Annotated in this window: 10 protein-coding genes and 1 pseudogene; 2 read left to right on the top strand and 9 right to left on the bottom strand. The window is 73.4% G+C overall.

Going from position 1 to position 11,883, the window contains the following annotated elements:
* Window positions 1-152 precede the first annotated feature (152 nt).
* The gene (locus ACZ4V6_RS24695; protein WP_467831159.1) at window positions 153-362 is read left to right on the top strand and encodes a hypervirulence associated TUDOR domain-containing protein; all 210 of its coding nucleotides are present in this window, start codon (window positions 153-155) and stop codon (window positions 360-362) included.
* 155 nt (window positions 363-517) lie between these two features.
* Window positions 518-799, top strand: coding sequence for an MGMT family protein (locus tag ACZ4V6_RS24700; protein ID WP_467831162.1), 282 nt, complete (start codon window positions 518-520; stop codon window positions 797-799).
* A gap of 350 nt (window positions 800-1,149) precedes the next feature.
* Here the strand turns inward: ACZ4V6_RS24700 and ACZ4V6_RS24705 are convergent, their stop codons facing one another.
* From ACZ4V6_RS24705 to ACZ4V6_RS24745, 9 genes and pseudogenes are all read right to left on the bottom strand, one after another.
* The gene (locus ACZ4V6_RS24705; protein WP_467831164.1) at window positions 1,150-3,303 is read right to left on the bottom strand and encodes a SpoIIE family protein phosphatase; all 2,154 of its coding nucleotides are present in this window, start codon (window positions 3,301-3,303) and stop codon (window positions 1,150-1,152) included.
* A gap of 384 nt (window positions 3,304-3,687) precedes the next feature.
* The gene (locus ACZ4V6_RS24710) at window positions 3,688-3,765 is read right to left on the bottom strand and encodes a 50S ribosomal protein bL37 (RefSeq protein WP_466384113.1); all 78 of its coding nucleotides are present in this window, start codon (window positions 3,763-3,765) and stop codon (window positions 3,688-3,690) included.
* A gap of 326 nt (window positions 3,766-4,091) precedes the next feature.
* Window positions 4,092-4,625 carry a DUF488 domain-containing protein gene (locus tag ACZ4V6_RS24715; protein ID WP_467831166.1) on the bottom strand — a complete coding sequence of 178 codons (534 nt, stop codon included), beginning with the start codon at window positions 4,623-4,625 and terminating at the stop codon, window positions 4,092-4,094.
* Window positions 4,622-5,740 (bottom strand): annotated as a pseudogene (locus ACZ4V6_RS24720) (AAA family ATPase); the annotation flags it as partial. The pseudogene ACZ4V6_RS24720 and the gene ACZ4V6_RS24715, both read right to left, overlap by 4 nt.
* 834 nt (window positions 5,741-6,574) lie before the next feature.
* On the bottom strand, window positions 6,575-7,891 hold the full coding sequence (locus tag ACZ4V6_RS24725) for a phosphatase PAP2 family protein (RefSeq protein WP_467831168.1): 1,317 nt from the start codon (window positions 7,889-7,891) through the stop codon (window positions 6,575-6,577).
* Between the two features lie 269 nt (window positions 7,892-8,160).
* Window positions 8,161-8,913: an SDR family NAD(P)-dependent oxidoreductase gene (locus tag ACZ4V6_RS24730; protein WP_467831171.1), complete on the bottom strand. Its 753-nt coding sequence runs from the start codon at window positions 8,911-8,913 to the stop codon at window positions 8,161-8,163.
* Window positions 8,910-9,881, bottom strand: coding sequence for a fumarylacetoacetate hydrolase family protein (locus tag ACZ4V6_RS24735; RefSeq protein ID WP_467831173.1), 972 nt, complete (start codon window positions 9,879-9,881; stop codon window positions 8,910-8,912). Before ACZ4V6_RS24735 ends, ACZ4V6_RS24730 begins: the two co-directional genes overlap by 4 nt.
* Window positions 9,882-9,988: 107 nt before the next feature.
* On the bottom strand, window positions 9,989-10,921 hold the full coding sequence (locus ACZ4V6_RS24740) for a VOC family protein (protein ID WP_467831176.1): 933 nt from the start codon (window positions 10,919-10,921) through the stop codon (window positions 9,989-9,991).
* A 5-nt stretch (window positions 10,922-10,926) separates the two neighbouring features.
* On the bottom strand, window positions 10,927-11,883 hold a 957-nt coding region (locus tag ACZ4V6_RS24745), incomplete at its 5' end, for an amidohydrolase family protein (protein WP_467831179.1).

Below are 11,883 nucleotides of genomic sequence, written 5' to 3' on the forward strand. Positions count from 1 at the left end.
CGACGGCGGGCCGCGCCCACGCGCGTTCCGCGGCACCGTGATCCGATTCGCCACCCGACGCGCAGGGTACCCGGTGCGCTCTCGTCCGCGAGCCGGTCCGACGCCGGCTTGCGGACGGGACCCGTGCACGGGAACGGAACGGAGGAGGGAAGATGACGAAGGAGTTTTCCGTGGGGGACCACGTGCGCTGGAACTCCGAAGCCGGACACGTCGAAGGCACCATCGTCAAGAAGCACACACGCGACGTCGAATTCAAGGGCCGTACCCGTCACTGTTCGGAGGACGACCCGCAGTACGAGATCAAGAGCGACAGGACCGACCACATCGCCATGCACAAAGGAGCGGCCCTGACGAAGGCCTAGAGAGCGACTTCCGTGTCCTCCGGCATCCTGCCCGTCAGCGGGTGCGACCGGCTCGGCGCGTCAGCCGGAACATCGTCCGGCCTGCTCGGCGGATGCGGACGACGACGAGGAACCGCGTCGGCCCGCGACGGCCGCCCCACCTGCCCGGAGGTGCCATGACCTTCGTCGACGACGTACGGGAGGCGGTCCTCACGATCCCCGCGGGCGCCGTGGCCTCCTACGGGGACGTCGGCCGGAGGGCCGGTGTCGGTGCACGGCAGGCGGGGCGGGCCATGAGTCTGCTCGACGACAACGTGCCGTGGTGGCGTGTCGTGTACGCGGACGGGACGCCTGCCTCCTGTCACGGTGGGCAGGCGCCGGCCCTGCTCGCCGACGAGGGAACACCGATGCGCGGTGCGCGAGTGGACATGGCGCGTGCGCGGCACCACTGGACGTGACGCACACCGGTGTCCCGCCGTCCGTCGTGCTTCCACGGCGTGCGGCAGGTTCGTTCCGGGCCGATCGGCCCGCCCGGCCCGGCCGGGCGGCGGTGATGTCCTGGACATGGAGGCGTGCGCCCGCGGACTTCTCGTGACGCGAGGAGTGCCCGGATATGACGTTCCGGGCCGGTCGGAGGGGTCCAGGTCCCAGTGGGTGTGGCCGGAGAAGAAGGAGACGTCGGGGTGGCGGCCGTGCCGGACCGGGGGAGCGGGCCGCGCGGGAGAGCCCGGTCGTCCCCGGAGTCCGCCGTCCCACCCCCGGACCCGGCATTGAGGACGAGCGGGTCCCGGCGAGCCGGTGCCGCGGATCACGTACGTCGTGAGGGCCGGGCCGCCGGTGTGCCGGCACCCGGGGTCAGGCAGGCGAGGAGGAGCGCGGCGTCGTCGCGCGAGCCCGGGTGACGCATCTGGTCCAGGAGCAGGTCGCAGGTGTCCTCCAGGCCCTGCGGAGCCTTGGCGAGCAGCCTCAGGAGGAGCCGGAGCCGGTCGTCGATGGCATCGGTCCGGGTCTCGACGAGGCCGTCGGTGTACAGCAGGAGCCTGCTGCCGGCGGTGAGGGCGAGGCGATGGGTGGTGAACGCGCTGTCCCCGATGCCGAGCGGGGGGCCGGGCGGCGACTGGATCAGTTCGGCGGTCCCGTCGGGACGGACCACGGCGGGCGGCAGGTGACCGGCGGAGGCGAACTCACAGGTGCCGGAGGCCGGCCGCCAGGTGAGGTAGGTGCAGGTGGCGAAAGGAGACTCCAGGTCCTCGGCGAGGCGGTCCAGCCCGTGCAGGACGTCGGCCGGGGGCAGGCCGAGGTGGGACAGCGTGCGGGTGGCGGTGCGCAACTGCCCCATCGCGGCCGCGGCCGTCACGCCGCTTCCCATGACGTCCCCGATGACGAGGGCGGTGCCGCCGTCCGCGAGGGGAAGCACGTCGTACCAGTCGCCCCCGATCTCGGAGGTGTCGTCGGCCGGCCGGTACCGGGTGGCGATCTCGAGCCCGGTACGGCCGGGGGCCCGGCGCGGCAGAAGGCTGCGTTGCAGCGCGAGGGCGGTGTCGCGTTCGTGCCGGTACCAGCGTGCGTTGTCGATGCAGATGGCTGCCCGGTCGGCGAGTTCGACGGCGAAGTCGCGGTCGTCCTCGTCGAAGGGGCGCGGGTCGTGGACCCGCAGAAGGGACAGGGCCCCCAGGACGCAGCCGTGCGCGCCCAGGGGGACGGCCAGGTAGGAGTGGGCACCGGCGCGACCGAGGATGTCCGAATCGGGCCGGTGGCCCAGACGTCTGAGGGTCTCGGCGGTCAGACGCGGCACCAGCACCGGCCGGCCCGTCGTGACGCACTGCGTGACCAGGCGGTCCGCGGCGTAGACGGCCACCTCACCGACGGGATCGGCGGCCAGGGCGGCCTCCGTCGGCGGACGGGCGGCGACGGCCAGCGGGCGGAAGGCCGCGCTCTGCCCGATGTCCGGCAGGGCGGGGTCGGCGGCGGTGAAGACGACGTCGAGGACGTCGACCGCGGCCACGTCGGCGAGGTCGTCCACCGCGATGTCGGCGAGCTCGTGCGCGGTGCGCTCCAGGTCGAGGGTGGAGCCGATGCGTACCCCCGCCTCGGCGAGCGTGGCCAGGCGTCCGCGTGCCCGGTTCGCCTCGGACGCGGCCCGGTGCCGCTCGGTGTCGTCGAACACGGTGACGGCGGCCCCGAGGGTCCGGCCGCGCTGGTCCTGGAGCCGGTAGTAGGACGCGGACCAGACGTGTTCGCGGTGGGGGCCGGGACCGGCCGGGGTGGTGCTGAAGCTGAGCTGGTCCCGCAGCGGTTCGCCCGTGGCGAGCACACGGTGCAGGGCCGCTTCGACCGGGGCGCTGTCCGGGACCGGGATCACCTCGGACACGTGCCGGCCCACGATCTCATGGGCCGTCCTGCCGTGGATCTTCTCCAGCACCGGATTGACGAGCAGGTAGCGGAGGCCGGGATCGAGTACCGCGAGGCCGAACGGCGCGTGGTGGAACAGGCGTGACGTCAGCGCCAGCCCGGTCTCCAGTTCGCGCAACTGCGTCTGGTCGGTGGCGATGCCGAGGGCGTAGGTGTGGTGCCGGTCGTCCTGGAGCGGCACGTTGCGGAACTCCGTCCAGCGCACGGTGCCGTCCTTGCAGAGGATGGGGAAGCCCCCCGCCCACGACTCCCCGGCCAGCACGCGGCCGAACAGCTCGAACACCCGGGGCCTGTGCAGCGGATCGATCAGGAGGTCCGCCGCGTACCGCCCCAGCGCCTCGGCGGAGCCGTAGCCGAAGAGGCGCTCCGCCTCCGGGCTCCACAGGACGATCCGCCCCCTGTCGTCGAGCACCGTCGCCGCGACGCCCAGCAGGTCCAGCAGACCACCGGGCGGGGAGGCGAACTCGTCGTTCTCGGCGCTCTCGGCGCTCTCGGCGCTCTTGGGGTTCTCGGGACCGGCCGAGCCGGCCGCGGCGTCGTACCGGTCCATGTCGACCCTCCTGCTCCCACCGCGGGGACCGGGGTGCCACATCGGCACAGTGCCATCCTCTCCCCTCGCCCCGTACGGCGCATGCCGCCGGCCGAGAGGGCCCCCGGCCCCGCCGGCGCGGCGGTCCCGGCGCGCCTCAGCGGTGCCGGCGGGTGCGGCGGGAAGAGCAGCCGGCTGAGCACGAGCGCCGCCCCGGCCCCGGGCGGGGCGTCCCGCACGCGGTCGACGCCCGCCCGCTGACCGGGCGCGACGGAGACCACCGCCCCACGGCGTCCTTCACCGCCCTCGGGTGACCGCACGGCCTGCCGCACGACGAGGGGAGGGCGGGAGACCGATGGCCTGCCCGCCGTTCCGTCCGCTGTCCGTGCCCGGCCGCCGCGGTCCTCAGGACTGCGGACGCTTCCCGTGGTTCGCGGCGTGGTTGCGGCGCGCCTTCTTCTTCCGGCGTCGCTTCGAGGACATGGTCACCCTCCTCTTCGTGCGGGTGGGAGCGGAGCGCGTGCTGACCGTTCCACGGTTCCACACGGCACCGGGTGCCGCGACCCGAGGCCTCGCCGCGCACGAACCCGCCCGAGACGACACACGGGGCGTGCGCCGCGGGGGAGGATCCTCGCGACCGGACGGATGGCCACCTGTCGCGGGGTGGGCGGGGAGGCGGCACACCTGGACGCGTGGCCGGAGGACGTCGCGCCCTCGGCCGGCCCGCGCCGCCGGCACCACCACGGTCCCGGACGCTTCGCCGGATCCCGCCGCCGTGCCGGGCCGGGTGGCTGCGCGACGGCGGGACCTCACGCCGACGCGGGCGGCGGATAGGTGAGGCGCCCGTCCCGGACGCGCGCGTGGGGGCTCAGGGAGGCGGGCTTCGTCATCGTGGCCGACATGATGTGCGCGACCTCCACGCCCGCGACGATCAACGCGTCGGTGATCAGCCTGCGATGGCAGCGCCAGGGCACCGCCTCGCTGCACATGATCGCCGGCCGTCCTCGCGCGGCGAGACCGAGCAACTCGTCCAGCCCCTCCGCGAACGCGTCGCTCGCCATGTAGTCGGCGTAGTCACGGAACGCCTTGACCTGCCACGCGCCGTTCTCGCTCGGCACCCCCTTGGGGGTGTGCCGTCGGCCGCCCAACTGCGGAATCCGCCGGTACGCGAGGTCGGGAGGGAGCGCGTCGACGATCGCGGACTCGTTCCACTGCGGGAACTTCCGTGAGGAGGGGAAGGAGCGGACGTCGACCAGGTGGGTCACCTCGTTGTTCCGCAGCATCGTCAGCACCTCGTCGAAGCCGCGGGTCGAATGCCCCACCGTGCAGACCCGGTTCGTCATGGAGTCGCGGGCTCGGAGCCGCCGCCCTTCCTGACCGTGCAGTGCAGTGAGTCGTCGCGCACGTCGGCGACGACGGTGTCGCCGGGTCCGGCCTCGCCGCCGAGCAGCAGGTCGGCGATGCGGTTGTCGAGTTCGGTCTGGATGGTGCGCCGCAACGGGCGCGCGCCGAACTCCGGCTGGTGCCCGTGGGCGATCAGCAGCTTCTTGGCGGCCTCCGTGACCTCCAGCTCCAGGCCCTGTGCGCGCACCCGGCGCTCGCTCCGGCCCAGCAGGTGGTCGACGATCTCGCTCAGGTCCTCCTCGGTGAGGCCGTGGAAGACGATGATGTCGTCGATGCGGTTGAGGAACTCCGGCAGGAACCGGCTCCGCAGTTCCCCCATCAGCTCGTCCTTGAGGTCGGACACGTCGCCCTTGTGGTCGAGGATCCGGTGGGCCCCGATGTTGGACGTCATGATGACGACGCAGTGCCGGAAGTCGACGGTGCGGCCCTGGCCGTCGGTGAGGCGTCCGTCGTCGAGGATCTGCAGCAGCGTGTCGAACACGTCGGGGTGCGCCTTCTCCACCTCGTCGAAGAGGACCACGCTGGAGGGCTGCCGGCGGACCTTCTCGGTGAGCTGGCCCGCCTCCTCGTACCCGACGTAGCCGGGAGGGGCTCCGACGAGACGGGCGACGGTGTGCTTCTCCTGGAACTCGCTCATGTCGAACCGGATCATGCGGTCCTCCTCGCCGAACAGCAGCTCGGCGAGGGTCTTGGCCAGTTCCGTCTTGCCCACACCGGTGGGACCGAGGAAGAGGAAGGAGCCCACGGGACGGTCGGGATCGCCCATGCCGGCCCGGTCGCGGCGCACGGCCCGCGAGACGGCGGTGACCGCCTCGTCCTGGCCGACGATCCGGGAGTGCATCTCCTCCTCCAGCCTCAGCAGCCTCTCCTTCTCGCTCGCGGTGAGCTGGGAGACCGGGATGCCCGTACGGCGGGAGATCACGTCCGCGATGTCGGCGGCGGTGACGGAGACGACGCCCTCGCGACGCTCCTCGATGCCCGCGAGCTCGCCCTCCGCCTCGGCGGTGTCCCGCTTCGGCCGCGCGGCCTTCTCGAAGTCCTGGGCGGCGACGGCCCGGGCGAGCGGCCCGCGCGCGGGGTCGGCCTTCGTGGCCGCCCACAGCAGGTGCTCGGTGTCGAGGTCGGTCGTCCCGTCCTCCAGCGCCCGCCGCGCCGCCAGGTTGACGAACTCCTGCGAGGACCCGGTCAGCAGCCGCCCGATCGGCACCCGCTGCACCGCCGGGGGCGAGGAGGTGGGCGACATGCCGGAGAACCGGTTCAACAGGTCACTGAACGGGGTGGACGAGCCGAGACCGAAGGACGACATCGACATGACAGCTCCTGGTCCGGTGGCAGGGGGGTCCTTCAACCGAAGCGCGTCGCCGAGGGCCCCGCAACCCGGAGCGGAGTCCTTGCCGATCACCCCGGCGGGGCGCCCCGGCCTCGCCCGCTACGCCATGCCGGGCCCCTTCACCACCGCCTTCGGCCGCGATCCGCCCCGCCGGCGCCGTGCCCCCGTCCTCGCTGTGGTGGCCGCCGCCGTGACGGCGCTCGCCGTCTGCGGCACGGTCCTCGCCGTGGGGGCAGGGCGCGGGCCCGGTCGGCTTCGTCGCGGCGACCGCCCTGGTCGCGGCAGCGGCGAAGTCCGCGTGCGGCGCCGCGCGGCTGGGCGGGCACGCCGCGGCCGGAGCGGCCTGGGCCCGGCTGCCGGCCGTGCCGGGATCCGGGCGGAACGCGCGCGGGCCGCGTACGAGGAGGCCGCGGACCGTGCCGAACGGATGCCCGTGGACCCGGCCTGGCCGCCGTCCGCCTTCGTCCTGGTCCGTGCGGCCGGAGGGGGCTTTTCGCCGGACAGGGCGCCCACGCGCCGGGCCGGGCGGGAGCGCCGGGACGTGGGGGGCGCCGCGCCTCACACGGGCTCGGGTCGCGCTTCCACGGGGGTCGGTCCCGGTTCCGGTGCCGGCGCGGCCTCCGGGTCCCACTGCCGGGTCGTCCACAGGTAGCCGCGGACCACCGAGGCCGTCACCAGGACGAGCAGCGGCCCGGACAGCCACGGGTGTGCGGCCATCTCCCTCGGCAGGAAGCGGTACGACACCAGCAGCAGGGCGAAGACCGTCGTGCCGTGGGCGACCAGCCACGTGGCCGGCCGGTCCCAGCCGCGTGCGAGCGCGCGCATCGCCGCCTCGATCGTCAGCGCGAACACCACGCCGGCGAGGAGGTCGGCGCCGTAGTGGTAGCCGAAGCCCAGCGTCGCGGTGAGGGTGGCGACCAGCCAGAACGCGCCCGCCCAGCGCATCGTCCGTGAGCCCTCACGGGTGTGGATGAACAGCGTGGTGGCCCACGCCGTGTGCAGGCTGGGCATGCAGTTGCGCGGGGTGACCGCGTCGAACGGCATCGAGTGCGGGACACCGACCGGGGGCACCGTGCCCGGCCACAGGTCGGCCGCCACCCAGGAGCCGCCCTCGGCGCCGTAGGCGAAGACCGGCCCGACGACGGGGAAGATCATGTACACGGCCGGCCCCAGCAGGCCGATCACCAGGAAGGTGCGCACCAGGTGGTGGCGAGGGAAACGGCGCTCGACCGCCACACGGCGCAGCTGGTAGAGCCCGACGACGGCCGCCGCCAGCGGCAGCTGACCGTAGACGAGGTGCAGGGCGTGGCCGCTGACCGGCTGGGTGGCCTCGACGATCCGGCCGATCAGCCACGACGGGTTGCCCAGCGCGTGATCCGCGGTCGCCACGTACTGGTCGAGCACCGTCGGCCGGGTCTTCGAGGTGATGAGCAGCCAGGTGTCGCCCGTCTTGTGGCCGGCCACCAGCAGCAGGCCCAGCCCGACGCCCTTCAGGAGCAGCACGCGCTCCCGGCCGGTCCGGCGTGTGACCGCGACGACCGCGCAGCCCAGGACCACCCACAGGGCGCCGTTGCCGAACTCCATCTCGGCACCGACCGCCCACCGCACCAGCGCGAAGACGACGTCGACGGCGACCGCGACGGAGAACGCGACGAGCCGTTGCCGCCAGGTGAGCACCACCATCGTCAACGCCAGTCCGCCGTACAGCAGCGGCCCGGACGCCGGGGTGAACACCACCTCCCGGGCCTGATGGGTGATCGGCCCCGGCAGGCCGTAGTGACGCGCGGCGCATTCCAGCGCGACGAGGAATCCGAGGGTCACCGCGCCCGCCGCGGTCCACAGCACCGCCCGGGGGCGGCGCCACGCGGCGAACACGGAAGCGCGGTCTGTCCGCCCCGGTATTCGTGGGGGAGTAGTTTTCAATGGTCTGGCTCGTTCATCGGATGTGGGCGGAATGGGTCACTCATCGCGCTGTTCGGCGGGGTTCTCCGGTGAAGAGCGGACGATCAGCGGATCGTCGTGAGCTCGAACATGCTAACGGCACGGTGCGGGGCCCCAGCCGCCATGGCCGGCGCGGTCCTCCCTCCTCCCCCACGAGCCGGTCGTGGGCGAAGCACGAGCGGTACGCGCCGGCCGGGGCGCCTTCACGGCGCGTCCGCGCGCAGGGCGTCGGAGACGGACTTGACGCCGCCGTGCGCGGTGAGCCCGCCGTCGACGGGGATCTCGGCTCCCGTGATGAAGGAGGACTCGTCCGACAGCAGGAAGACGACCAGCGGGGCGACCTCGTCGACGGTGCCGGTGCGGCCCAGCGGTGTCTCGCGGACGTTGGCCTCGCGGAACGCGGGGGCCGCGGAGGCGGTCATCCCGGTCTCGATGTGACCGGGGTGGATCGTGTTGACCCGGATCCCGCGTGGTCCCAGTTCCAGGGCGGCGGTCTTCGACAGGCCCCGCAGCGCCCACTTGCTGGTGGTGTAGGCGACCGGGTAGTGGGCGGTGAGGGCCGCCGAGGAGCCGACGTTGACGATGGAGGAACCGGCCGGCATCAGCGGGGCCAGGTGCTGGATGCCGAGCAGGGGACCGGTGACGTTGACCGCGTGGACGCGGGCCATGTCCTCGGGGCGTACGTCGCCGAGGCGGGCGCGCCAGGTGGTGCCGGCGTTGTTGACCAGGCCGTGCACCTGCCCGTACGACTCGCGCAGCCCGGCGGCCAGTTCCGCCCAGTCCTCCTCGTCGGTGACGTCGAGCCGGCGGCAGCCGGGCGCCCCGGTGACGTCGGTGGCGATGACACGGGCGCCCTCCCGGGCGAGCAACTCGGCCTCGGCGGCGCCCTGGCCGCGGGCGGCGCCGGTGACGACGACGACCTTGCCGAGCAGCCTCTTGGGGTGCGGGTCGCTCACGGCCGCTCCCGGGTACGGCGCCGGCCCGCGGGCAGGGGGACGGGCTCCGCGCCGGGGACCACGGTGTTGGTCAGCGTGCCGATGCCCTCGACCGTGAGGGAGACCGAGTCGCCCGGCTTCAGCGGCGGCGGGTCCTGCTCGCCGCGCCGGCCCCACAGCTCGGCGAGGCAGCCGCCGTTGCCGCAGGTGCCCGAGCCGAGGACGTCACCCGGGACGACGCGGGTGCCGCGGGAGGCGTAGGCGGTCATCTCCTCGAAGGTCCAGCTCATGTTGGACAGCAGGTCCTCGCCGACGACCCGGCCGTTGACCTCGGCGGTCAGGGCCAGGCGCAGGAAGCCGTCGGCGTCCCGGCGGGGTTCCAGTTCGTCGGCGGTGACGAGGTACGGGCCGAGGGTGATGGCGGTGTCCTTGCCCTTGCAGGGGCCGAGGCCGACCTTCATCTCCGCCGACTGCAGGTCGCGCGCGGACCAGTCGTTGAAGACGGTGTAGCCGACGATGTGGTCGCGGGCCTGTCCGGGGGTGAGGTCGCGGCCCTCGCGGCCGATGACGGCGCCCACCTCGAGTTCGAAGTCGAGGACGGACGAGCCGGGCGGCACGGGGACGCCGTCCTCGGGGCCGTGGACCGCGTGCGGGTTCGTGAAGTAGAAGGTCGGCGCCGCGTACCACTGCTCGGGCACGCCGGCCGCGCCGTCGACGGAGCGGCGTACGCCTTCGACGTGCTCCTCGAAGGTGACGAAGTCCCGTACGGACGCGGGCCGGAGCGGGGGGAGCAGCCGCACCCGGGAGACGTGCGGACCGGGCGGGACGTCGAGTGCCCGCCGGCCGGCGGCGAGCAGCCCGGGCAGGCCGTCCGTCTCGGCGAGCAGCGTGGACAGGGAGGAGACGCCCGGCAGCGGGAGGAGCGTGCCGTCCTCCTCCACGACGGCCACACGCCGGCGGTGGTGTTGTTCGTAAGCGGCGAAACGCATGGTGACGCTCCTGGCGGAGAGGGAGGGGCGGGAAGCGGACCGGGGACGCGACGGGGGGAGTCAGGGCGTGGACGCCGCCGTCGCGTCCCCGGGGACGGGGCGCGGGATCAGACCGGCGGGGCCACGAACACGCCGCGGTCGGGGTCGTTGAAGGACTCCTTGGCGACCAGTTCGTTCATGGGGTTGGCGGTGCCCCACTGGTCGGTGACCTCGGGCCGGGAGAAGTCGTAGACGTGGGGGTGCCAGGTGTCCTCGTCCAGGCACTCCAGTTCGGTGGTGTACTCGACGGTGTTGCCGTGCGGGTCGAGGAAGTACGTGAACGTGTTGTCCCCGGCCATGTGCCGGCCCGGCCCCCAGATCTTCTTGAAGCCGGCCCGCATGACCCGGCCCGAGCCGCGCATGTACTCGTCGATGCCGCGCATCTCGAAGGAGACGTGGTGCAGCGAGGTGTGCGGGCCCTGTGCGATGGCCATGGAGTGGTGCTGGTTGCTGATCCGCATGAAGTGCATGACCTCGCCCATGTGCGGCGAGCCGAGCGTGTCGGAGAGGGCGAAGCCGAGGTGGCGCTCGTACCACTCGCGGGTGCGGTTCAGGTCCGGGGAGTTGAGGACGACGTGGGAGAGCTTGACCGGGATGGACTCCTTCTCCTCGATCTTCCGGTGCCGCCTGACCTCGACGTCGGCGGAGACCTCGATGGTGCGGCCGTCGACGTCGAAGAAGCGGAAACCGTAGCCGCCGCCCGGGGTGTCGACCTTGCCCGGCCGGGAGATCAGCTGCACGCCGCCCGCGAGCAGCCGCTCGGCGAGGGTGTCGACGTCCGCGGGGGACGCGGCGCCGTAGGAGACGAGGTCGAGGCGCTTCTCCTGGGCCTTGCGCAGCCGCACGACGTACTGCTCGGGGGAGCCCTCGGCGGCCAGGAAGGAGATGCCGGAGTCCTCGGCGACCTTGGTCAGGCCCCAGACGCCGGCGTAGAAGTCGAGCTGCTTGTCGTAGTCGGGCACGGCGAGGTCGACGTGCCGCAGGTGGGTGAGCAGACGCATGAGAGTCACTCCTTGGAGAGGAGGGCGGAGGCGTTGCCGCCGCGGACGGCGTGGAAGTCGGACTCGGGGAGCCCGGCGGCACGCAGGGCGCCGACGGGGTCCTCGGCGCCCATGTCGAAGGGGAAGTCGGAGCCGAGGAGCACCCGGTCGGCCCCGGCGGCCCGGACCAGTTCCCGCAGCACGTGCGGGTCGTGGACCAGGGAGTCGAAGTACAGGCGCTTGAGGTAGCTGCTGGGCAGGTGGGCGCAGGCGGCCCCGGCGTCGGAGCGGACCGACCAGGCGTGGTCGGAGCGGCCGATGTGGGTGGGCAGGTAGCCGCCGCCGTGCGCCGCGATCAGCTTCAGGTCCGGGTGCCGGTCCAGGACGCCGGAGAAGATCAGGTGGGAGAGCGCGACGGCGTTCTCGGTGGGCTGGCCGACGGTGTTGGACAGGTACCACCGGTCGAGCCGTTCGTCGAGGGTGCAGCCGAAGGGGTGCAGGAAGACGAGCGCGCCGGTTTCCTCGGCCCGGCTCCAGAAGGGCTCGTAGGCCGGGTCGGACAGCTCCCGCCCCGGGGCGTGGCTGGAGACCTCGACGCCCAGCAACCCCTGGCCCAGCGCGTGCTCGAGGGCGCGCACCAGGTGCTCCGGGTGCTGCAGCGGCACGAGGCCGAGTCCGCGCAGCCGGTCGGGTGCGGCCGAACAGTGCGCGGCCGTCGCCTCGTTGGCCAGGCGGTACACCTTCTCGGCCGTCCCCTCGTCCGCCCAGTAGTGGTAGTGGGAGGGAGAGGGGCTGACCAGTTGCACGTCGACGCCCTGCGCGTCCATCGCGGCCAGGCGCACGGCGGCGTCGGTCAGCCGCGGGACGCGCTCGCGCACCATGGGCCCGCTGACGGCCAGGGCGGCGGGGCCGTTGCGCCGGGCGTCCAGTTCCCGGGCCTCGGCGTGACCGGGCAGGCCCGTGACGAGCGCGTCGACCTCGGG

The organism is Streptomyces sp. NPDC029152 (genome assembly GCF_055564355.1).